The sequence below is a fragment of the Streptomyces sp. AV19 genome, from assembly GCF_015999245.1.
GTDB lineage: Bacteria > Actinomycetota > Actinomycetes > Streptomycetales > Streptomycetaceae > Streptomyces.
In genome coordinates this window covers 550,651-572,632 of sequence record NZ_JAEAMR010000007.1, presented here as the reverse complement: position 1 = coordinate 572,632, position 21,982 = coordinate 550,651, and the positions used below count along the sequence as shown (strand labels likewise).

Genomic DNA, 21,982 nt, shown 5'->3' with positions numbered 1-21,982 from the left:
ATCAGATCCCGGGGTTGTATTCGCTCGTCCACGTCTGCAGGTCCTGGACGATGTAGTCCCACACGCCGGTGACCAGGAGCAGGCCCACGGCGACGAGCATGCCGCCGCCGATCCTCATGACCCACGCGTAGTGTTTCTTGACCCAGGCGAACGCGCCGAGCGCCCGCCGGAAGAGCAGCGCCGTCACGATGAACGGCAGGCCGAGGCCGAGGCAGTAGGCGAGCGTGAGGACGGCGCCGCGCTCCGCGCTCGAGTCGTAGGCGTTGAGGGCGAAGACGGACGCGAGGGTCGGGCCGATGCAGGGCGTCCAGCCGACACCGAAGCCGATGCCCAGCAGGGGCGCGCCCAGCAGCCCCATCGACGTCTTCATGTGGAACCGGAACTCTCGCTGACCGAATCGGTTCAGCAGGCCCATGAAGGCCAGGCCCATCACGATCATCACGACCCCGAGGATCCTGGCGATCGTCTCCTTGTGCGCCATGAGGACCGTGCTGCCGAAGGACCCGAAGAGCGCCCCGCCGGAGACCAGCACCGCGCTGAACCCCAGCACGAACAGCGAGGAGCCGAGCAGCATCCGCCCGCGCTTCGCCTGCGCGAGGTCGGCCCCGCCCACCCCCGTGACGTACGAGAGGTAGCCCGGCACGAGCGGCAGCACGCACGGCGAGAAGAAGGAGATCAGCCCGCCGAGCAGCGCCACGGGCAGGGCCAGTATCAGCGCTCCGGAGAGCACGGTGTGGTTCATGCCGTCGGCGGCTGCGAGGGTGATCGACGTGGAGGTCACGGCGTCACTTCTCCGCGACCAGCGGGTCGAGGGTCTTGCGCAGCTGGTCCTCGCTCAACGGCTTGATCGCCCGTGCGGCGATCTTCCCGTTCCGGTCGATGAAGACCGTGGACGGGATGGCCTGCGGGTTGAGGCTGCCCTTGGGGAAGCGGAGGATCAGCTTGCCCGCCGAGTCGAAGATGCTCGGGTACGGCACCTCGAAGCGCTTCTCGAACGCCTTGGCCGGGGCCGGGTCGGGGTCCCGGGTGTTGAGGCCGACGAACTCGACGCCCTTGTCCTTGTAGTCCCGGGCGACCTTGCTCAAGCCCTTCGCCTCGGCACGGCAGGGCGCGCACCACGAGCCCCACACGTTGAAGACGATGACCTTGCCCTTGAACTTCTCGGTGGCGTTGAGCTGTTCGCCCTCAAGGGTCTTGCCGGACAGCTCCGGAGCGGCCTGCCGCCGGTCCTTGTCCTTGACGACGTCGGTCCCGCCCTTGCCCTGCACGAACTGGGTCTCGCCACCGCCGCCCGAAGTGCCCCCGGAGCCGCAGGCGCTCAGGGCCAGGGCGGCGAGGGCGGCGCCGGTGGCCGCAACGGTGGTACGACGTCGGATTCGGTTGCGTCGGCTGGCGCGGCAGGCACTCATGTGAAAAGTTTCGCATGGCGATTTCCGGGATCTTCCGCGCCCCCCTCGCCCCGGACAACAGCGGTGTTCAGCCCGCCGGCGCCCACTTCTGCCCGACTTTCAGCCGCCTCAGCCCCTCCAGGACCGCCGGGTCCTGCGCGTCGAGCCAGTCGCACAGCTGCCGGAAGGAGACGAGCCGCACGTCGCCGTGCTTCTCGTCGGCGATGCGTTTGAGTGCCTCCTCGACGGCGTCCATGTAGATCCCGCCGTTCCACTGCTCGAAGTGGTTGCCGACGAAGAACGGCGCCCGGTTGGTCTCGTACGCGCGCCGGAACCCGGCCAGGTACGCCTCCGTGGCCTGCCGCCGCCAGCGGGGGTAGTGGACCGGCGGGGCCTTGGTGGAGTTGCGGGACTGGTTGGCGAGCAGGTTGTAGTCCATCGAGAGCAGCTCGAAGGAGCGCCCCGGAAAGGGCATCAGCTGCAGCGGGAAGTCCCAGACCCCCATCCGCTTGCGCGGCCAGACCTGGCGCGCGCCCGGCGAGCTGGCGTCGTACCGCCAGCCGAGCCGCGCCGCCGCGGGCAACAGGTTCCGCTGGCCGAGCAGGCAGGGGGCGCGGCCCCCGACGAGCTCCTTGCGGTAGTCGAAGGGCAGCGGCTCCAGGTCGGTGAACCCGGTGTTCGTCCGCCACGAGGTGACGAACGCGACGGCCTGCTCTATCTCCGACTCCCACTGCGCGGGCGTCCACCGGGCCACCGAGCCGGGGCCCGAGCAGAAGTGCCCGTTGAAATGCGTGCCTATCTCGTGCCCCTCCAGCCACGCCTCGCGCACATTGCGCAGCGTCTCCCGGATGTGGTCGTCGCCGAGGTAGCCGATGGCGGAGGCGCCCGGGCGGTTGTTGGGCGGCCGGTAGAGCGTCCGGCGGGACTCGGGGAGGCAGTAGAGGCCGCTGAGGAAGAACGTCATCCGCACGCCGTGGTCGCGGGCGAGCTTGCGGAAGCGCGGGAAGAGGCCGTTGCCGACCTCGCCGGCGCCGTCCCAGGAGAAGACGACGAACTGCGGCGGCCGCTGCCCCGGCTCCAGCCGCTCGGGCGGCGGGGGCTGCATCGGCTGCGGGCCCGCGTCCGCCGTCGAGCCGTCGCCGATCGGCCGGGCCCTGGCCAGCTCCCTGGCCCGGGCCACCACCGGGTCCGCGTCGGCGGCGAGCCCGCAGCCGGCGGTGCCGAGGGCCGTGCCCAGCGCCACGCCCAGGAGGCCCCGCCGGGCTATGTCCCGCATGCGCGGCCTCCGCTCGTCGTCGAAGCGCCCCCGCCCTCCTTGTCGTCCATATAAGACGACTTCGAGGACGGGGGCGCGTCGGCGTACGGCAGTCGGGCCCCTCAGGCCACTGGGCCGCTCAGGAGCTCAGGCCACTCAGGCCACTCAGGCCCCGAACGCCTTGGGCCCGCCCTTGACCGGCTTGGCACCCGCCAGCAGATGGGCCGGGACCAGGTCCCGGGCCGGCTCGCTGTACCCGACCGAAACGATTTTGTCGCCGCGGTAGGTGAAGGTCGTCAGGCTGGCGAGGGTGCACTGCCGCTTGCGCGGGTCGTGCCACAGCCGGCGCCGCTCGACGAAGCTGCGCACGATCCAGATGGGCAGCTGGTGGCTGACGCACACCGCCTCGTGCCCGCGGGCCGCGTCCCGCGCCGCGTTCAGCGCGCCCATCATCCGCACGACCTGCTCGATGTAGGGCTCGCCCCACGACGGGCGGAACGGGTTGGTCAGGTGCTTCCAGTTGGCCGGCTTGCGCAGGGCGCCGTCGCCCACGCCGAAGGTCTTGCCCTCGAAGACGTTCTCGGCCTCGATCAGCCGCTCGTCCGTCGCCAGGTCCAGCCCGTGCGCCTTGGCGATCGGCGTCGCCGTCTCCTGCGCCCGCTCCAGCGGGGAGGCCACCACGTGGGTGACGTCCCGCCCGGCCAGGTGCTCGGCCACCCGGTCGGCCATCTCCCGCCCCAGGTCGGACAGGTGGTACCCGGGCCGGCGCCCGTAGAGCACGCCCTCCGGGTTGTGCACCTCGCCGTGCCGCATCAGGTGGACGACGGTGATGTCGTCACGCTCGCTCACTGTGTCTCTCCGTTCTCCCCCAGTGCCTGAACGGCCTGGGCGGTGCCCCCATCTCCGCCCGCGCGGCGCAGAGGTGCGGCTTTCGTACCCGTCTGCAGCCCGGCGGCCGCGCGTACGTCGCTCACTTCGCCTCCTCCGTGGCCCCGGCCGCCGCCCGCGCCGCCGCCGGCAGCGCCGCCGCGATCCGCTCGATCGCCGCCTCGTCGTGGGCCGTCGAGACGAACCACGACTCGAAGGCCGACGGCGGCAGGTAGACGCCCTGCGCCAGCATCGAGTGGAAGAACGCGGTGTAGCGGAACGCCTGCTGTCCCTTGGCCAGCTCGTAGTCCGTGACCTCGCGGTCGGTGAAGAACACCGAGAACATGTTCCCGGCGGTCTGGAGGCGGTGCGCCACCCCCTCCTTGGCCAGCGCCTCGGTCACCAGCGAGCGGACCCGGAGCGAGACCTCGTCCACCTTCTCGTACGCCGCGTCGTCCAGCAGCCGCAGCTGGGCCAGGCCCGCCGCCGTCGCGACCGGGTTACCGGAGAGCGTGCCGGCCTGGTAGACCGGGCCCGCCGGGGCCAGGTGCGCCATGACGTCGGCGCGGCCGCCGAAGGCCGCCGCCGGGAAGCCGCCGCCCATGACCTTGCCGAAGGTCATCAGGTCCGGCGTGACGCCGTCGATGCCGTACCAGCCGGACTTCGAGACGCGGAAGCCGGTCATGACCTCGTCGGAGATGAACAGCGCGCCGTTCTTGGCGCACGCCTGCTTCAGCCCCTCGTTGAAGCCGGGGCCCGGCGGGACGACGCCCATGTTGCCCGGGGAGGCCTCGGTGATCACACAGGCGATCTCCCCCGGGTAGCGGTGGAACGCCTCGTGCACCGACTCCAGGTCGTTGTACGGCAGGACGATCGTGTCGCCGGCCTGCGCGCCGGTGACGCCCGGCGTGTCCGGCAGGCCGAAGGTGGCCACCCCGGAGCCGGCCGCGGCCAGCAGCGCGTCCACGTGCCCGTGGTAGCAGCCGGCGAACTTGATCACCTTGGAGCGGCCGGTGAAGCCGCGGGCGAGCCGGATCGCGGACATGGTCGCCTCGGTGCCGGACGACACCAGGCGCACCTGCTCGACGGGGGCGATCCGGGCGACGATCTCCTCCGCGAGGGCGACCTCGCCCTCACCGGGGGTGCCGAAGGAGGTGCCGCGGGAGACGGCGTCCTGGACGGCCGCGATCACCTCGGGGTGAGCATGGCCGAGAATCATCGGCCCCCAGGAGCAGACCAGGTCCACGTACTCCCGGCCGTCCGCGTCGGTGAGGTAAGGACCTGTGCCGGAGACCATGAACCGGGGCGTTCCGCCCACGGCGCGGAACGCGCGCACCGGAGAGTTCACGCCACCGGGCGTCACGACCGCCGCGCGCTCGAAGAGCGTCTGGGACACTGGGGCTTCATACGAATAAGGCACTCTGTTCCTGCCTGCGGAAGACGTAGGGAGGGACGGCTGCGGCGACGGTGGCCGCGCGCCCCGGCTTGCGGGCACAGCTCGGCTGTCGGCCGGTGTCAGCCCCCGCGCGTCTGGGACACTGGGGGCCGGGAGGGGAAGCTCACGCCACCCATGGTCTCAGAGCCCCGTGGGCACTCGTGTCCGGGCGTTTCGCGCGCTCTCGACGGGGGAGGTGTCTGAGACGATGATCGGGTTGCGCGGCGGGGGCTGTGCTGCGTAAAAAAGCGATCGGGTGGAGATATGCATCGCGGTGGCGGACTGGGCGAGGGCACCGACGACCTCGGCCCCGAGCGAGCCCGGCCGCCCCGCGGGGGCCGGCATCGGCGGAGGGAACAGCCCCGCACCGGTGGTCCCGAGCGGACCGGCGGCGACGGCGGGGGAAACAGCGCGAGCAGGAGTGGCCGGATGGGGGTGACCTACAAATACTTCGGGGCGCCCAACGGGGCCACCGCCGCGCGCGTGCCCATCTCCATGCGCCCCGAGGAGCTCGGCGGGGACGAGCTGGGCATGGGCGGGATGTTCACCCGGATCAAGCCCGAGACGGTCGCCGCGATGGTCCTCACCGGCATCGAGGGCATACCCCTGCACAAGGTCCCCCCGCTCGAACTGGTCGTCCTCCACCCCGACTACGCCGTCGTCAAGCTCCCCATGACCGTCGTCGACCCGCTGCGCGGCATCGGCGAGGAGTCCGTGGGCGCCGCCGCGTTCATCTGGTCCACCGTCCCCGACCGGGGCGGACCGCGCGACGCCTTCACCGTCTACCGGCTGCTCCACGAGTGGCAGGACTTCTCCCACCGCCTCCACGAGGCGGGCCACCAGCCCTACTGCCTGGTCTGGCCGTGACCGTCGTCCGCTCCATCGCCCTCTTCCTGCTCGCCGCCGTCCTGGAGATCGGCGGCGCCTGGCTCGTCTGGCAGGGCGTGCGCGGCAGCGGTCCTTCGGGCGGGCGGGGCTGGGCGTGGGCCGGCGCGGGCGTCGTCGCCCTCGGGGCGTACGGCTTCGTCGCGACGCTCCAGCCCGACGCGCACTTCGGCCGGATCCTCGCGGCGTACGGCGGCGTCTTCGTCGCCGGCTCGCTGGCCTGGGGCATGGTCGCCGACGGGTACCGGCCCGACCGCTACGACGTGCTGGGCGCGCTGGTCTGCCTCGCCGGGGTAGCGTTGATCATGTACGCGCCACGCGGGCGTTAGGAGACCTCATGCAGAGCCTCATGCAGAGCACCACCCCCACCGCAGTGATCACCGGCGCGAGCAGCGGCATCGGCGCCGCCACCGCCCGCGGCCTGGCCGCCGCCGGCTACCGCGTCGTCCTCACCGCCCGCCGCAAGGACCGCATCGACGCGCTGGCCGCGGAGCTCACCGAGGCCGGGCACGAGGCGATCGCCTACGAGCTCGACGTCACCGACCGCGCCGCCGTCGACGTCTTCGCCCTCTTCCTCGACGACCACGGCCCCGTCGAGGTGCTGGTCAACAACGCGGGCGGAGCGCTGGGCACCGACCCCGTCGCCACCGCGGACCCGGCCGACTGGCGGGCCATGTACGAGGTCAACGTCCTCGGCACGCTCCAGGTGACCCAGGCGCTGCTCCCCCTCTGGAAGACCTCCCCCGGCACGGTCGTGATCGTCTCCTCCACCGCCGGCCTCGCCACCTACGAGGGCGGCGGCGGCTACGTCGCCGCCAAGCACGGCGCCCACGTCATGGCCGAGACCCTGCGCCTGGAGCTCAACGGCCTGCCGGTCCGGATCATCGAAATCGCCCCCGGGATGGTGAAGACGGACGAGTTCGCCCTCAACCGCTTCCGCGGCGACGAGGAGCGGGCCGCGGCCGTCTACGCGGGCGTCAGCGAACCGTTGACGGCCGAGGACGTCGCGGAGACGATCACCTGGGCGGTCACCCGGCCGCCCCACGTCAATGTGGACCTGCTCGTCCTCCGCCCCCGGGCCCAGGCGAGCAACTACAAGGTCCACCGCGAGACTTCCGGCAACTGACCCGCACGGCGCGTCACCGGTTCCGCCACCTCGTCCTCGACGCCGCGGACGCCGAGCGTTCGCCGGCGTGCCGCTGCGGACCGCTCGGCCCGGAGCCGGTCCGCGCCGCCGAGTGACGCGCGGGCAAGGCCCCGTTCCCGTCGGTGCGCGTCAGCCCGTCCACGATCACCGACATGGCCGAGCGCGAGCGTGGCGAGTCCACCGTGGACCAGCTCTGCCTGGCCGTCGAACCGCCCGACCGGCAACAGCCCCTCGGCGAGGGCACCTTCGGCATCGTCCCCGGCGACCGCGGCCAGGCGGACCCTCTGCGTCCGCGACCCGGGGGACCGTGATGGAGCTGCGGTGGTACGCGGAGGACGCGGCCGGAGGGCACCGTGCTTCAAGGGCCGGGGCAGAGCCCCGACCATCCCCGTCAGCGCATAACAGACGTTCGAACGACCGCCAGTTCGGGTGACGCCCTTCCGTTCCCGCACACGTACTGCCGAAGTCGGCCGACGATCGGCCCATGACATTCATGGACCTCGAAGTCCCGCACTGGGCCTACATGTTCGGCTTCCTGCAGGCAGACGGGCATCTGATGGCAGGCTCCGGCCAGAAGGGCAGACTCCAGGTCGAGATCAGCTATCGAGACATCGACCTGCTTCGCACCTTCCAAGAGCTGTGCCCTTACAGAAGCAGCCTCAGCGAGCGCACGCGGACAACCAACTTCTCCGAGGAGCATCGGAGCGCGATCTGGCGCATGTACTCGCTGGAGGGGCGAACCCGTCTCCTCGAACTCGGGATTCCGTGCGGGAAGAAGTCGACACGCATCGCCCCGCCGCGCGTCCCCTTCTCCCGGCGCGACTACCTGCGCGGCATCATCGACGCGGACGGAGCAGTGGGGTGCACCGCCGAGGGGCTGCCCTTCGCCAGCCTGGCCACGACGAGCACTGCCATCGCGACCTACCTGTGTCGCTACACCAAGCTCACGCTCGGCATCCACAAACTGACCAGCCGGAACACCCGGGACCACGCATACAACATCATGTACATGCGCGAGATCGGCGTTTCGCTGGCCGACCACCTCTACTACCCGGGGTGCCTGGCTCTTGAGCGCAAGCGCTCAGCGGCGGAACGGGTGGCCACCTGGGTGCGCCCCGCCCATATGAGTCCGCCCCGGCAGCGACGGAGTTGGACACAGTGGGAGGACCAAATTCTGCTCGCGGCACCGTCCCACCACGAAGCAGCCGAGCAACTCGGCCGGTCGGAGAAGTCCTGCCAGCTCCGCCGCATCCGGCTGCGCCGGAAGTGACAACCGCCGTCACCCCTTGACGCAGACGACCTGCTTGAGGTGGGCCACCACCTCGACGAGATCCCGCTGCTGCTCCATGACCTGTTCGATCGGCTTGTACGCGGCCGGGATCTCGTCCACGACCCCGCAGTCCTTGCGGCACTCGACGCCGCGCGTCTGATCGGCCAGGTCCTGCGCGGAGAAGCGCTTCTTCGCCTGGTTACGGCTCATCCGCCGACCCGCGCCATGCGAGGCCGAGTTGAAGGACGCCTCATTGCCCAGGCCACGGACGATGTACGAACCTGTGCCCATCGAGCCGGGAATGATCCCGTACTCGCCGCCGCCCGCGCGGATCGCGCCCTTCCGCGTGACCAGCAGGTCGACGCCCTCGTAGGTCTCCTCCGCCACATAGTTGTGGTGGCAGGAGATCTCGGGCTCGAACATCGGCTTGGCCTTCTTGAACTCCTTGCGGATCACGCCCTTGAAGAGCGCCATCATGATCTCGCGATTGCGCCGCGCGTACTCCTGCGCCCAGAACAGATCGTTCCGGTAGGCGGCCATCTGCGGGGTGTCCGCGAGGAAGACCGCCAGGTCACGGTCGACGACGTTCTGGTTGTGCGAGAGCTTCTGCGCGACCCCGATGTGGTGCTCGGCCAGTTCCTTGCCGATGTTCCGCGAACCGGAGTGCAGCATCAGCCATACAAACCCTTGGTCATCGATGCAAACTTCGCAGAAGTGATTGCCTGAGCCAAGCGTTCCCATCTGCTTGAGTGCCCGGCCCTCACGGAACTTGACCGCGTCCGCCACCCCCTGGAACCGCCCCCAGAAGTCGTCCCACCCCGCCGTCGGCAGCCCGTGCAGCCGGCGCGGGTCCACCGCGTCGTCGTGCATGGCGAAGCCGACCGGGATGGCCCGCTCGACCTCCGAGCGGAGGCGGGACAGGTCGCCGGGCAGGTCGTTCGCCGTCAGCGACGTCTTCACCGCGGACATCCCGCAGCCGATGTCGACGCCCACCGCCGCCGGGCACACCGCTCCGCGCATGGCGATCACCGAGCCGACGGTGGCCCCCTTGCCGTAGTGGACGTCGGGCATCACGGCGAGGCCCTCGATCCACGGCAGCGTCGCGACGTTGCGCAGTTGCCGCATGGCGACGTCCTCGACGGTGGCCGGATCCGCCCACATGCGGATCGGCACCCGGGCGCCAGGCAGCTCGGTGAACGACATATCCTCCCCATTCCCCCAAAAAGTGAGATAAAGCAAAAAGCGCAAAAGCCGGATCAATGACCTGATTCACGACGACGGACCAGCGGTGCGGCTGCGCGTGCGGTACACATTGTGTCCAGCGGCCACCCAGCCGCAGCAACCAGTTTTCGCCCGGGAGCGGGCGGAAGGGAGCCTCGGAACAGTGCAGCGGAGGGCGTACGCACCGGCAGCCGCACTGGCCGCCGCCGTGCTCGCGGCCGGCCTCACGGGGTGCGGCGGGAGTTCGGGGGCCACCGGCGGGGACGACGACCCCAAGCCGGGCACCGGCGGGTCCACGGCCCCCGCCGCCGAGCCCGGCAAGTACCACAGCCTCCCCGAGCCCTGCGGCTATGTGGGCCGCGACACCCTGCGCCGCCTGCTCCCCGGTGCCGGCGAGGACGCCGGCGGAAGTTCCGGCGAGAGCTCCGGGCAGGACGCCGACAAGGCGTACAAGGGCCAGGCCACCCTCACCTACGACGCGGACCGCCGCGTCGGCTGCCGCTGGAAGACCCCGGACGACACCCGCCACCTCTCGGTCGACTTCGAGCGCGTGGTCTCCTACCAGGCCGGCGTCAGCGACGAGGACCGGGCGCAGCAGCTGTACAAGGAGCGGGCCGCCGCCGCCCACATCCCGGTGTCCTCCCCGGACGCCTCCGGATCCTCCACCGCGCCGTCCTCCTCGACCCCGTCCGGCACGAAGCCCGGCGCGAAGGACGCGAAGGACAAGAGCAAGAAGAACGACCCGAAGACGACGGACGCGTCCTCCCGTCCCGCCGCCACGGCCTCGCCCTCCGCCCCCGCCCCGCCCTCGGGCGGGCCGGAGCTGGGCTCCCGGGTCCTGGACGACGTGGGCGACGACGCGTACGTCCACGACAAGCTGGTCTCCGGCGGGACGGACGTCCACCGGGACGTCACCATCGTCTTCCGCTCGGCGAACGTGCTGGTCACCATCGCGTACTCGCAGGGCAGCGCGGACCGGCGGCACGTGCCCGGCAGCCAGGACCTCCAGGGCAAGGCGCACGGCCTGGCCCGGGAGGTCGACGCCGGTCACTTCGGCAACTAGCCCGGCGAGTACCCCCTCCATTCCGGCCGGGCCGCGTACCGTGCGAGGAGATCCTGTCCGGCCCCGCATCGATTGAGCGAAGGACCCATGCACCGACGAACAGCCCCGCGACTCGCCCGAATCCTCGCCTGCGCCGCCGTACCGATGGTGCTCGTCGCCGGCTGCTCCGATTCGGGGGGCGACAAGAAGAGCGAGAGCACGCCGTCCGCCACGGCGACGCCCTCGGCCACGCCGACGCTGGCCGCGGCGAAGTACCCGAAGCTGCCCGACACCTGCAAGGCGCTCCCGGCCAAGACGGTCGAGGACCTGGTGCCGAAGGTGAAGGACAAGGCGGGCAAGGCGCTCACCGGCAGCTGCTTCTGGTGGGGCCTGGACGACGAGAAGGCCGACGACATCCAGTACCGGGCCCTGAACCTGCAGTACAACGGCCTGAGCTCGGAGCCGGCCCTGGGCTCGGCCGACAAGCGGGCCCAGGAGTTCGCCCAGCAGCAGGTCAAGAAGGCCATGGCGGAGGACGCCCCGAAGGACGTCAAGAACCAGGCCGCGAGCGGCATCGGCGACTGGGCGTCCACGGTGACCACGACGAACACCGACAAGAAGGGCGTCGAGTACCACAACGCGACGGTCGTCGCCCGGACGGCCAACGTGGTGATCACGCTGAAGTACAGCGGCGCGGGTCTGGAGGGCGCGAAGGCCCCCGACACCTCCGACCTGGTCAAGGACGCGCAGGGCGCGGCCAAGGAGGCGGTGGCCGCGGTCGCCGCGGCGAACAAGCGGTAGCCCGGGCCCCGGGCATGCGGAAGGCCCGCTTCCCCGAGGGGAGGCGGGCCTTCCGCATGCGGTGCGTCAGACGGTCAGGAGCTTGCGCACCCGGTCCGCCCCCACCGCGAGCAGCAGGGTGGGCAGGCGCGGGCCGGTGTCGCGGCCGACGAGGAGCTGGTAGAGCAGCGCGAAGAAGGAGCGCTGGGCGACCTTGAGCTCGGGGGTCGGCTTGGCCTCCGGGTCCAGACCGGCCTGGATCTTGGGCACGCCGTAGACCAGGGTGGTCAGGCCGTCGAGCGACCAGTGCGTCTCCAGCCCGTCGAGCAGCAGCCGCAGGGACTCGCGGGCCTGCTCGTCGAGCGCGGCGAGCGCCTCGGTGTCGGGCTCCTCGCGGACGATGGTGCGCTGCTCGGCCGGGACCTGGGTGTTGATCCAGTGCTCGGCGCGGTCCAGGCGCGGGCGGGTCTCCTCCAGCGAGGTGACCGGGTTCTCCGGGTCCAGGTCGGCGAGGATGCGCAGGGTCTGCTCGTCGTGGCCGGCGGTGATGTCGACGACCGAGGCGAGCGTGCGGTACGGCAGCGGGCGGGGCGTGCGGGGCAGCTCGCCGGCGGCGGTGCGGGCGGCGCGGGCGTACGCGGCGGCGTCGGCCGGCAGCGCGGTGCCCTCGGCGACCTTGGCCTCCAGCTTGTCCCACTCGTCGTAGAGCCGCTGGATCTCCTGGTCGAAGGCGATCTTGAAGGACTGGTTGGGCTTGCGGCGGGCGTACAGCCAGCGCAGCAGCGGGGCCTCCATGATCTTCAGCGCGTCGCCCGGGGTGGGGACGCCGCCCTTGGAGGAGGACATCTTGGCCATGCCGCTGATGCCGACGAAGGCGTACATCGGGCCGATCGGCTGCTCGCCGCCGAAGACCTTGCGGACGATCTGGCCGCCGACGACGAACGAGGAGCCGGGCGAGGAGTGGTCGACGCCGGACGGCTCGAAGATCACGCCCTCGTGGGCCCAGCGCATCGGCCAGTCGACCTTCCAGACCAGCTTGCCGCGGTTGAACTCGCTCAGCCGGACGGTCTCGGCGTGGCCGCAGACGCAGGTGTAGGCGAGCTCGGTGGACTCGTCGTCGTACGCGGTGACGGTGGTGAGGTCGCGCTCGCAGGCGCCGCAGTACGGCTTGTACGGGAAGTAGCCCGCGCCGCCGGCGCTGCCGTCGTCCTCGGCGGCCGCGCCGGAGCCCTCGGCGGCCTCCAGCTCGGCCTCGTCGACCGGCTTCTGCTGCTGCTTCTTCGGCTTCCCGGTCGCCTTGTCCTTCGTCCGGTACTGGTCGAGGATCGCGTCGATGTCGCCGCGGTGCTTCATCGCGTGCAGGACCTGCTCGCGGTAGGCGCCCGAGGTGTACTGCTCGGTCTGGCTGACCGGGTCGTACGCGATGCCCAGCCCGTCCAGCGCCTCGACCATGGCGGCCTTGAAGTGCTCGGCCCAGTTCGGGTACGCGGAGCCGGCCGGGGCCGGGACGGAGGTCAGCGGCTTGCCGATGTGCTCGGCCCACGACTCGTCGATGCCGGGGACGCCAGCCGGGACCTTGCGGTAGCGGTCGTAGTCGTCCCAGGAGAGGACGTGCCGGACCTCGTGGCCCCGGCGGCGGATCTCGTCGGCGACCAGGTGCGGGGTCATGACCTCGCGCAGGTTGCCCAGGTGGATCGGGCCGGAGGGCGACAGGCCGGAGGCGACGACGATCGGTTTGCCGGGGGCGCGGCGCTCGCCCTCGGCGATGACCTCGTCGGCGAAACGGGAGACCCAGTCGGCCTCGGTGCTCTGAGCCTGAGCCACGGCACTTCCTTCCATACGGTCTGGCATGACCATTGTCCCAGACGGCACGGGGGGCCACCTGGTTGCCCGGCGGACGCGAAAACGCGCATGAGGTCCGTGATAGCCGCGTGGGATACTCGGTGGGCACCGAAAAACTGCCGCCTACCGGAATGGCACGCACCCCATGGCTCTGGTCCCCTCCCTCGCTTCCACCCTCCAACAGCGCATCGCGGACGCGCTCTCGGCAGCCCTGCCGGAGGCCGGTGCCGCCGACCCGCTGCTGCGACGGAGCGACCGGGCGGACTTCCAGGCCAACGGCATGCTGGCGCTGGCGAAGAAGCTCAAGGGGAACCCGCGCGAGCTGGCCGGCAAGGTGGTGGACGGGCTGCCGGCCGGCGATCTGATCGCCGGCGTCGAGGTCTCCGGCCCCGGCTTCCTCAACATCACCGTGGCCGACGCGGCGATCACGAATACGCTGGCCGCGCGCGCGGCGGACGACCGGCTGGGCGTTCCCCTCAAGGAGCACCCCGGCACCACGGTCATCGACTGGGCCCAGCCGAACGTGGCCAAGGAGATGCACGTCGGCCACCTGCGGAACTCGGTGATCGGCAACTCGGTCGTCAGGATCCTGGAGTTCACCGGCGAGAAGGTCGTCAGCCGCCACCACATCGGCGACTGGGGCACCCAGTTCGGCATGCTCATCCAGTACCTGATCGAGCACCCGCACGAGCTGGACCACAAGGACGAGCAGGTCTCCGGCGAGGAGGCCATGTCCAACCTCAACCGGCTCTACAAGGCGTCCCGCGCGCTCTTCGACGCCGACGACGAGTTCAAGGCCCGCGCCCGGCGCCGGGTGGTGGAGCTGCAGGCGGGCGACGAGGAGACCCTCGCCCTCTGGCAGCGGTTCGTGGACGAGTCGAAGATCTACTTCTACTCGGTCTTCGACAAGCTCGACGTGGAGATCCGCGACGAGGACATCGTCGGCGAGTCCGGTTACAACGACATGCTCGCCGAGACCTGCCGCCTGCTGGAGGAGTCCGGCGTCGCGGTCCGCTCGGAGGGCGCGCTCTGCGTCTTCTTCGGCGACGTCAAGGGCCCGGACGGCAACCCGGTGCCGCTGATCGTGCAGAAGTCGGACGGCGGCTTCGGCTACGCGGCCACGGACCTGTCCGCGATCCGCGACCGCGTCTTCAACCTCAAGGCCGACACCCTGCTGTACGTGGTGGACGTCCGGCAGTCCCTGCACTTCAAGATGGTCTTCGAGACGGCCCGCCGGGCCGGCTGGCTGACCGACGACGTCTCGGCCGTGCAGCTGGGCTTCGGCACCGTCCTGGGCAAGGACGGCAAGCCGTTCAAGACCCGCGAGGGCGAGACGGTCCGCCTGGTGGACCTGCTCGACGAGGCGATCGACCGGGCGTCGGCCATCGTCCGCGAGAAGGCCCGGGACCTCAGCGAGGAGGAGATCGCCGAGCGCGGCGCCCAGGTGGGCATCGGGGCGGTGAAGTACGCGGACCTGTCCACCTCGGCGGCCCGCGACTACAAGTTCGACCTGGACCAGATGGTCTCGCTCAACGGCGACACGTCCGTCTACCTCCAGTACGCGTACGCCCGGATCCAGTCGATCCTGCGCAAGGCCGGGGAGTCCGGGCCCGTGGCGCACCCGGAGCTCGCGCTGGCCCCGGCCGAGCGGGCGCTGGGCCTGCACCTCGACCAGTTCGCCGCGACGGTGGCGGAGGCCGCCGCCGAGTACGCGCCGCACAAGCTGGCGGGCTACCTGTACCAGCTGGCCTCGCTGTACACGACCTTCTACGACCAGTGCCCGGTGCTCAAGGCCGAGTCCGCGGAGCTGAAGGAGAACCGGCTCTTCCTCTGCGACATCACCGCCCGCACGCTGCGCCAGGGCATGGCCCTGCTCGGCATCCGCACCCCCGAGCGCCTCTAGTCACCGGGCGGTCACCGGGCCGCGGCCGCCCCCAGCTCGAACCAGATCAACTTCCCGACCAATCCCTGGGGTTGGTCGCGCAGCGCGAACCCGCCCCAGCTGTCCGCGCACCGCTGGACGAGGCCGAGCCCCCTGCCCCGCTCGGCCTCGTCGTCCGGCCCGTGCGCCGGGGGGACCCGGTCGAGCGCGGGCAGCCGCGGGTTGGTGTCCCACACGGCGACCCGCACCCGGTCCCCCTCCCGTCGCACCCGCACCGAGGCGGGCCCGTCGGAGTACCGGTAGGCGTTGGTGACCAGCTCCGAGGTCAACAGCTCGGCCGTGTCGGCGAGTTCGAGGAACCCGTGTTCCTCGAAAATGGTGCGCAGGGTGCGCCGGGCGATGCACGGCGCCATCGGGTCGGAGGGAACCTGGAGCGTGTACTCCCAGTCGTCGGCGAGATCGGGCTCGGGGCTCTCATGACTCATGCACGCCTCCGTAGAGTGAGCGGTCTGCCACGCACGGTAGTCATGTTCGGTTTGCCCGTGCCGGGACTGCCCGGATTCGACGAGAGACGACCTATGTGGGTGACACGGGACGTTTGAAACGGGCGCGACCGGGTGCGCCCGGGAGGGGATTTGCCCCGGACCCGCCCTTTCACCGTTTCTCGCGCGCTCCGCGCGTTCGTCCTCAAACGCCGGACAGGCTGGTTTCCGCGCCCGGGCGCGATTCAGCCTGTCCGGCGTTTGAGGACGAACGCGGCGCAGCCGCGTTGCACCCGGGCGGAGCCCGGAAGAAACGGTGAAAGGGCGGGGCGGGGAGAGAAAACCCTCAGCGCAGCCGCTGCGCGACCTCCGTCGCCCAGTACGTCAGAATCATGTTCGCGCCCGCGCGCTTGATCCCGGTCAGGGTCTCCAGGATGGCAGCCTCCCGGTCGATCCACCCGTTCGCGGCCGCCGCCTCCACCATCGCGTACTCGCCCGAGATCTGATACGCCGCCACCGGCACGTCCACCGACTCCGCCACCCGATGGAGCACATCGAGGTACGGCAGCGCCGGCTTCACCATCACCATGTCCGCGCCCTCGGCCAGGTCGAGCGCCAACTCCCGCAGGGATTCCCGGGCGTTGGCCGGGTCCTGCTGGTACGTCTTGCGGTCGCCCTGCAGCGAGGAGGCCACCGCCTCGCGGAACGGCCCGTAGAAGGCCGAGGAGTACTTCGCCGTGTAGGCGAGGACGGAGACGTCCTGGTACCCGGCCGCGTCCAGCGCGGCGCGGACGACGCCGACCTGGCCGTCCATCATCCCGCTGGGGCCCACGACATGGACACCCGCGTCGGCCTGGACGCGCGCCATCTCCGCGTACCGCTCCAGCGTCGCGTCGTTGTCGACCCGGCCCGCCGCGTCGAGGACGCCGCAGTGCCCGTGATCCGTGGACTCGTCCAGGCACAGGTCGGACATGACGACGAGATCGTCCCCGACCTCCGCCTTCACGTCGCGGATCGCGACCTGGAGGATGCCCTCGGGGTCCGTGCCCGCGCTGCCCGTCGCGTCCTTGTGCTCGGGCACGCCGAACAGCATGATCCCGCCGAGCCCGGCCTCGACCGCCTCCACGGCGGCCTTGCGCAGGGTGTCCCGGGTGTGCTGGACGACGCCCGGCATCGAGGAGACCGGCACCGGCTCGGCGATGCCCTCCCGCACGAAGGCGGGAAGGATCAACTCGGCCGGGTGCAGCCGGTGTTCGGCGACCATACGGCGCATGGCCGGGGTGGTCCGCAGCCGCCTCGGGCGGGCGGCCGGGAACGATCCGTACGTTGTGCTCAGCGTGCTCAACTCCGTGCCCTTCTGCGTGATCCGGGCCGTCGCTCGCTCGGGCGCGTGACCGGATCCCCGGCCTCGATCGCGGCGTCGCGCCGCGCGGCCCCGAACTCCGCGAGCGCCTCGGCGAGCTTGTGCACCGAGGGCTCGGGCGACAGCACATCCACCCGCAGGCCGTGTTCCTCCGCGGTCTTCGCGGTGGCGGGGCCGATGCAGGCGATGACGGTGACGTTGTGCGGCTTGCCGGCGATGCCGACCAGGTTCCGCACGGTGGACGAGGACGTGAAGAGCACGGCGTCGAAGCCGCCGCCCTTGATCGCCTCGCGGGTCTCGGCCGGGGGCGGCGAGGCGCGCACGGTCCGGTAGGCCGTGACGTCGTCCACCTCCCAGCCCAGCTCGATCAGGCCGGCCACCAGGGTCTCGGTGGCGATGTCGGCACGCGGCAGGAAGACGCGGTCGATCGGGTCGAAGACCGGGTCGTAGGGCGGCCAGTCCTCCAGCAGCCCGGCGGCCGACTGCTCGCCGCTCGGCACCAGGTCCGGCTTGACGCCGAACTCGATCAGCGACCTGGCGGTCTGCTCGCCGACGGCCGCGACCTTGATCCCGGCGAAGGCCCGGGCGTCGAGCCCGTACTCCTCGAACTTCTCGCGCACCGCCTTGACGGCGTTCACGGAGGTGAAGGCGATCCACTCGTAGCGGCCGGTGACCAGGCCCTTGACCGCGCGCTCCATCTGCTGCGGGGTGCGCGGGGGTTCGACCGCGATGGTCGGCACCTCGTGCGGCACGGCACCGTAGGAGCGGAGCTGGTCGGAGAGCGAGGCGGCCTGCTCCTTGGTGCGCGGCACGAGGACGTTCCAGCCGAAGAGCGGCTTGGACTCAAACCACGACAGCGGCTCGCGCCGCTCGGCCGCGCTGTGCTCGCCGACCACGGCTATCACGGGCTGGCCGCCGTCGGGCGACGGCAGCACCTTGGCGGCCTTGAGGACCTGGGCGATGCTGCCGAGCGTGGCGGTCCAGGTGCGCTGGCGGGTGGTGGTGCCGGCGACCGTGACGCTCAGCGGCGTCTCGGGCTTGCGGCCGGCGGAGACCAGCTCGGCGGCGGCCGCGGCCACCGCGTCGAGGGCGGTCGTCACCACGACCGTCGCCTCGCTGGCGCCGGCCTCCGACCAGCAGGTGTCCGTGGCGGTGCGGGCGTCGACGAAGCGCACGTCCGCGCCCTTGCCGTCGCGCAGCGGGACACCGGCGTAGGCGGGCACGCCGACGGCGGTGGCGATGCCCGGGACCACCTCGAAGGTGATGCCCTCGGCGGCGCAGGCGAGCATCTCCTCCGCCGCGTTGCCGTCGAGCCCGGGGTCGCCGAGCACCGCACGCACGACCCGCTTGCCGCCGCGCGCGGCCGACATGACAAGATTGGCGGTGTCCCGGAGCACCGGGATGTCGGCGGCCCTTGACGACTCGTCAGCAACCGTCTGCGCAGGCATGTCCACCTGCGGGCGGGCATGCGCACGCACCACATCCAGCACCTGTGGATCGGCCACCAGGACATCGGCGGCCGCCAGCGCCTCCACGGCGCGCAGCGTCAGCAGTCCCGGGTCTCCGGGGCCGGCACCGAGGAAGGTGACGTGCCCGTGCGCGGGGTGGTTCGGGGCGGTGGGGTTCAAAGTGCTCGCTCCCCCATCAGACCGGCCGCACCCTTGTCCAGCATCTCCGCCGCGAGTTCGCGGCCGAGGGCCAGGGCGTCGTCTTCCGACGCGGGTACGGGACCGGTGGTGGACAGCTGCACCAGCGTGGTGCCGTCGGTGCTGCCGACGACGCCGCGCAGGCGCATTTCGGTGACGGACTGCCCGTCTCCCAACAGGTCGGCCAACGCACCCACGGGTGCGGAGCAGCCGGCCTCCAGGGCGGCGAGCAGGGAACGCTCGGCGGTCACGGCGGCCCGGGTGTGCGGGTCGTCGAGCTGCGCGAGCGCGGCGACGAGCGGCGCGTTGTCCGCGACGCACTCGATCGCCAGGGCCCCCTGGCCGGGGGCGGGCAAAACCGTGTCGGGCTCCAGGAACTGCGTGACCCGGTCGGCGCGGCCGATCCGGTTCAGCCCGGCGGCGGCCAGGACGACGGCGTCCAGCTCGCCCTTCTCCACGAAGCCCAGCCGGGTGTCGATGTTGCCCCGGATCGGGACCGTCTCGATCTCCTTGCCGAGCGTCCGGGCCCAGGCGTTGAGCTGGGCCATGCGGCGCGGCGAACCGGTGCCGATCCGGGCGCCGTCGGGGAGGTCCTCGAAGGTCATCCCGTCGCGGGCGACCAGCGCGTCGCGCGGGTCCTCGCGCAGCGGGACCGCGGCCAGCGCGAGGTCCTCCGGCTGGGCGGTCGGCAGGTCCTTGAGCGAGTGCACGGCGAAGTCGATCTCGCCCGCGAGCAGCGCGTCGCGCAGCGCGGAGACGAAGACGCCGGTGCCGCCGATCTGCGCGAGGTGCTCGCGCGAGACGTCGCCGTAGGTGGTGATCTCCACCAGCTCGACCGGCCGGCCGGTCACCCGGCGCACCTCTTCGGCGACCAGGCCCGACTGCGCCATGGCCAGCTTGCTGCGCCGGGTGCCCAGGCGCAGCGGGGTGGACGGATTGCCGTTCATGCCGACTCCCGTGCGTTGTTCTCGGTGGCGAGCCGTGTGTCGGCCCGGCTGACGGCCGCGACGGCCTGCGGGTCGAGGTCGAAGAGCTCCCGCAGGGCGTCGGCGTAACCGGCGCCGCCGGGGGTGGCGGCCAGCTCCTTGACCCGCACGGTGGGCGCGTGCAGGAGCTTGTCGACGACACGGCGTACGGTCTGGGTGATCTCGGCCCGCTGCTTGTCGTCCAGTCCGGGCAGCCGGCCGTCGAGCCGGGCGATCTCGCCGGCGACCACGTCCGCGGCCATGGTGCGCAGGGCGACCACGGTCGGGGTGATGTGCGCGGCGCGCTGGGCGGCGCCGAAGGAGGCCACCTCGTCCGCGACGATGGACCGGACCTGGTCCACGTCCGACGCCATCGGCGCGTCCGCGGACGCCTCGGCCAGCGTCTCGATGTCCACCAGGTGCGCGCCGTCGAGGCGGTGCGCGGCGGCGTCGACGTCGCGGGGCATGGCGAGGTCGAGGAGGGCCAGGCGGACGCCGGCGGGCGCGGCCTCCGCGCAGTCGGCGTCGACCGGGCACACCGCGCCGTCCTTGGCGGCCAGCGCGGCGGCGACCGTCCCGGCGGTCAGCACCAGGCCCGTCGCACCCGTGCAGGACACCACGACGTCCGCGGCGGCGAGTTCGTCCGGAACGGCGGACATCTCGACGGCGCTCGCGGTCGCGCGGTGGCCCGCGCCCGGCTCCGCGAGGATCCGAGCGAGCCGCTCGGCCCGCTCCAACGTCCGGTTGGCGACGGCCACATGGGCCACCCCGGCGCGGGCGAGCGTGGCCGCGGCGAGCGAGGACATCGAGCCCGCGCCGATGACCAGGGCGCGCTTGCCCGCCGCCCAGTCGGCGACGGCCGCGTCCCCGGCCAGCTGCTCCAGGCCGAAGGTGACCAGGGACTGGCCGGCCTTGTCGATGCCGGTCTCGCTGTGCGCCCGCTTGCCGACCCGCAGCGCCTGCTGGAAGAGATCGTTCAGCAGCCGGCCGGCGGTGTGCAGCTCCTGGCCGAGGGCGAGCGCGTCCTTGATCTGGCCGAGGATCTGGCCCTCGCCGACGACCATCGAGTCCAGGCCGCAGGCCACCGAGAAGAGGTGGTGGACGGCGCGGTCCTCGTAGTGCACGTAGAGGTGCGGGGTGAGCTCGTCCAGGCCGACGCCCGTGTGCCGGGCGAGCAGGGTGGACAGCTCGGCGACGCCGGCGTGGAACTTGTCCACGTCGGCGTAGAGCTCGATGCGGTTGCAGGTGGCGAGCACGGCCGCCTCGGTGGCCGGTTCGGCCGCGAGGACGTCGTGCACCAGCGCGGCCCGCGCCTGCTGGGCGAGGGAGGCCCGCTCCAGCACGCTCACCGGCGCGCTGCGGTGGCTCAGTCCAACAACGAGAAGGCTCATGCTTTTCCCTCGCTTCGCTCGGGCAAGCCTTCGCCTTGGGCGCACCTTCTCATGATTCGCTCGCTGCGCTCGCTCATGCCGGCATCACGGCGGGGACGTCCCCGTCGGGTCCCTTCCGGCCCTCGCGGCCCGGCGCGGCGGCGGGCCGGCCGGCGACGGCGCGGCGCACGGCCGCACCGGTCTCCTCGCCGGCCTTGCGCTGCTCGTGGAAGGCGAGGATCTGGAGCTCGATCGACAGGTCGACCTTGCGCACGTCCACCCCGTCGGGCACGGAGAGCACGGTGGGCGCGAAGTTGAGGATCGAGGTGATCCCGGCGGCGACCAGGCGGTCGCAGACCTGCTGGGCGGCGCCGGCCGGGGTGGCGATGACGCCGATGGAAACGCCGTTCTCGCTGACGATCTCCTCGAGGTCGTCGGTGTGGCGCACCGGCAGCCCGGCCACCGGCTTGCCCGCCATCGCGGGGTCGGCGTCGATCAGGGCCGCGACGCGGAAGCCGCGGGAGGCGAAGCCGCCGTAGTTGGCGAGGGCCGCGCCGAGGTTGCCGATGCCGACGATGACGACCGGCCAGTCCTGGGTCAGGCCGAGCTCGCGGGAGATCTGGTAGACGAGGTACTCGACGTCGTAGCCGACCCCTCGGGTGCCGTACGAGCCGAGGTAGCTGAAGTCCTTGCGGAGCTTGGCGGAGTTGACGCCCGCCGCCGTCGCGAGCTCCTCGGAGGAGACCGTGGGGACCGAGCGCTCGGAGAGCGCGGTCAGCGCGCGCAGATACAGCGGAAGCCGGGCGACGGTGGCCTCGGGAATCCCTCGGCTTCGGGTCGCCGGTCGGTGAGTTCGGCCAGTTGCCACGGTGCTCCTGCGGGTAGAGCGGGGCTGCAGGCGGCGCCTCGTCCCAGGACCGCCCCGTCGTATGCAGGCTATGTCTTTGTGAACGCGTGCACAAAGATGGTGTCCGCTTTGTCCGGGCAAAGTGATGGGTGTCACGCGGCCTTTCGGCCCGAGCGGGGAACCATTGGGCCCCATGCGGCGACGGTCACACACGTCGCACCCGCACCAGGGGTCGGCGGACGGGGGCATGGGCGCTCACTCCTCGTCCCCGGCCGGAAAAACTCCCGGACACCAA

General features: G+C 71.6%; 21 protein-coding genes. 8 read left to right on the top strand and 13 right to left on the bottom strand.

Annotation, left to right across the window (positions count from 1 at the left end; genetic code table 11):
- Window position 1: 1 nt before the first annotated feature.
- The 5 genes from I5Q34_RS12200 to hemL all read right to left on the bottom strand — a co-directional run bounded on the left by I5Q34_RS12200 (window position 2) and on the right by hemL (window position 4,930).
- Window positions 2–742, bottom strand: coding sequence for a cytochrome c biogenesis CcdA family protein (locus tag I5Q34_RS12200; protein WP_199892920.1), 741 nt, complete (start codon window positions 740–742; stop codon window positions 2–4).
- Window positions 743–785: 43 nt separating this feature from the next.
- Window positions 786–1,409: a TlpA disulfide reductase family protein gene (locus I5Q34_RS12195; protein WP_199892217.1), complete on the bottom strand. Its 624-nt coding sequence runs from the start codon at window positions 1,407–1,409 to the stop codon at window positions 786–788.
- 67 nt (window positions 1,410–1,476) lie between these two features.
- A complete protein-coding gene (locus I5Q34_RS12190; RefSeq protein WP_199892216.1) occupies window positions 1,477–2,664 on the bottom strand; it encodes a hypothetical protein in 1,188 nt (395 codons plus the stop codon).
- 144 nt (window positions 2,665–2,808) lie between these two features.
- On the bottom strand, window positions 2,809–3,456 hold the full coding sequence (locus I5Q34_RS12185; RefSeq protein ID WP_199892919.1) for a histidine phosphatase family protein: 648 nt from the start codon (window positions 3,454–3,456) through the stop codon (window positions 2,809–2,811).
- Between the two features lie 157 nt (window positions 3,457–3,613).
- Window positions 3,614–4,930, bottom strand: a complete 1,317-nt coding sequence (hemL, locus tag I5Q34_RS12180; RefSeq protein WP_199892215.1) for a glutamate-1-semialdehyde 2,1-aminomutase — start codon at window positions 4,928–4,930, stop codon at window positions 3,614–3,616.
- A gap of 279 nt (window positions 4,931–5,209) precedes the next feature.
- On the opposite strand from hemL, the gene I5Q34_RS12175 reads away from it, so the two are divergent.
- The 5 genes from I5Q34_RS12175 (at window position 5,210) to I5Q34_RS12155 (ending at window position 8,247) form a co-directional block, all read left to right on the top strand.
- Complete coding sequence (locus tag I5Q34_RS12175) at window positions 5,210–5,812, top strand: hypothetical protein (RefSeq protein WP_199892214.1); 603 nt, start codon at window positions 5,210–5,212, stop codon at window positions 5,810–5,812.
- Window positions 5,809–6,159, top strand: coding sequence for a YnfA family protein (locus I5Q34_RS12170; RefSeq protein ID WP_199892213.1), 351 nt, complete (start codon window positions 5,809–5,811; stop codon window positions 6,157–6,159). Before I5Q34_RS12175 ends, I5Q34_RS12170 begins: the two co-directional genes overlap by 4 nt.
- An 8-nt stretch (window positions 6,160–6,167) precedes the next feature.
- Window positions 6,168–6,956 (top strand): SDR family oxidoreductase, encoded by a 789-nt coding sequence (locus I5Q34_RS12165; RefSeq protein WP_199892212.1) that lies wholly within the window; start codon window positions 6,168–6,170, stop codon window positions 6,954–6,956.
- Between the two features lie 173 nt (window positions 6,957–7,129).
- Window positions 7,130–7,288, top strand: coding sequence for a hypothetical protein (locus I5Q34_RS12160; protein WP_199892211.1), 159 nt, complete (start codon window positions 7,130–7,132; stop codon window positions 7,286–7,288).
- 173 nt (window positions 7,289–7,461) lie between these two features.
- Window positions 7,462–8,247: an LAGLIDADG family homing endonuclease gene (locus tag I5Q34_RS12155; RefSeq protein WP_199892210.1), complete on the top strand. Its 786-nt coding sequence runs from the start codon at window positions 7,462–7,464 to the stop codon at window positions 8,245–8,247.
- Window positions 8,248–8,256: 9 nt separating this feature from the next.
- Here the strand turns inward: I5Q34_RS12155 and I5Q34_RS12150 are convergent, their stop codons facing one another.
- Window positions 8,257–9,450 (bottom strand): RtcB family protein, encoded by a 1,194-nt coding sequence (locus I5Q34_RS12150; RefSeq protein WP_199892209.1) that lies wholly within the window; start codon window positions 9,448–9,450, stop codon window positions 8,257–8,259.
- Between the two features lie 181 nt (window positions 9,451–9,631).
- On the opposite strand from I5Q34_RS12150, the gene I5Q34_RS12145 reads away from it, so the two are divergent.
- Window positions 9,632–10,531, top strand: coding sequence for a hypothetical protein (locus I5Q34_RS12145; RefSeq protein WP_199892208.1), 900 nt, complete (start codon window positions 9,632–9,634; stop codon window positions 10,529–10,531).
- Window positions 10,532–10,618: 87 nt separating this feature from the next.
- Window positions 10,619–11,311, top strand: coding sequence for a hypothetical protein (locus I5Q34_RS12140; protein ID WP_199892207.1), 693 nt, complete (start codon window positions 10,619–10,621; stop codon window positions 11,309–11,311).
- A 66-nt stretch (window positions 11,312–11,377) separates the two neighbouring features.
- Here I5Q34_RS12140 and lysS read toward each other — a convergent pair whose 3' ends face one another.
- Window positions 11,378–13,129 carry a lysine--tRNA ligase gene (lysS, locus tag I5Q34_RS12135; protein ID WP_199892206.1) on the bottom strand — a complete coding sequence of 584 codons (1,752 nt, stop codon included), beginning with the start codon at window positions 13,127–13,129 and terminating at the stop codon, window positions 11,378–11,380.
- 148 nt (window positions 13,130–13,277) lie between these two features.
- Between lysS and argS the strand changes: the two genes are divergently transcribed.
- Window positions 13,278–15,035, top strand: a complete 1,758-nt coding sequence (argS, locus tag I5Q34_RS12130) for an arginine--tRNA ligase (protein ID WP_199892205.1) — start codon at window positions 13,278–13,280, stop codon at window positions 15,033–15,035.
- Between the two features lie 11 nt (window positions 15,036–15,046).
- On the opposite strand, the gene I5Q34_RS12125 is transcribed toward argS, so the two are convergent.
- From I5Q34_RS12125 to I5Q34_RS12100, 6 genes are all read right to left on the bottom strand, one after another.
- Complete coding sequence (locus I5Q34_RS12125; RefSeq protein WP_199892204.1) at window positions 15,047–15,499, bottom strand: ATP-binding protein; 453 nt, start codon at window positions 15,497–15,499, stop codon at window positions 15,047–15,049.
- Between the two features lie 343 nt (window positions 15,500–15,842).
- The gene (hemB, locus tag I5Q34_RS12120) at window positions 15,843–16,832 is read right to left on the bottom strand and encodes a porphobilinogen synthase (protein WP_199892918.1); all 990 of its coding nucleotides are present in this window, start codon (window positions 16,830–16,832) and stop codon (window positions 15,843–15,845) included.
- Between the two features lie 5 nt (window positions 16,833–16,837).
- Window positions 16,838–18,487 (bottom strand): uroporphyrinogen-III synthase, encoded by a 1,650-nt coding sequence (locus I5Q34_RS12115; protein ID WP_199892203.1) that lies wholly within the window; start codon window positions 18,485–18,487, stop codon window positions 16,838–16,840.
- The gene (hemC, locus tag I5Q34_RS12110; protein WP_199892202.1) at window positions 18,484–19,452 is read right to left on the bottom strand and encodes a hydroxymethylbilane synthase; all 969 of its coding nucleotides are present in this window, start codon (window positions 19,450–19,452) and stop codon (window positions 18,484–18,486) included. The genes I5Q34_RS12115 and hemC overlap by 4 nt, the downstream gene beginning before the upstream one ends.
- The gene (locus I5Q34_RS12105; RefSeq protein WP_199892201.1) at window positions 19,449–20,861 is read right to left on the bottom strand and encodes a glutamyl-tRNA reductase; all 1,413 of its coding nucleotides are present in this window, start codon (window positions 20,859–20,861) and stop codon (window positions 19,449–19,451) included. Before I5Q34_RS12105 ends, hemC begins: the two co-directional genes overlap by 4 nt.
- Window positions 20,862–20,934: 73 nt before the next feature.
- Entirely contained in the window at window positions 20,935–21,708 is a 774-nt protein-coding gene (locus I5Q34_RS12100; protein ID WP_199892200.1) for a redox-sensing transcriptional repressor Rex, read from the bottom strand.
- Window positions 21,709–21,982 lie beyond the last annotated feature (274 nt).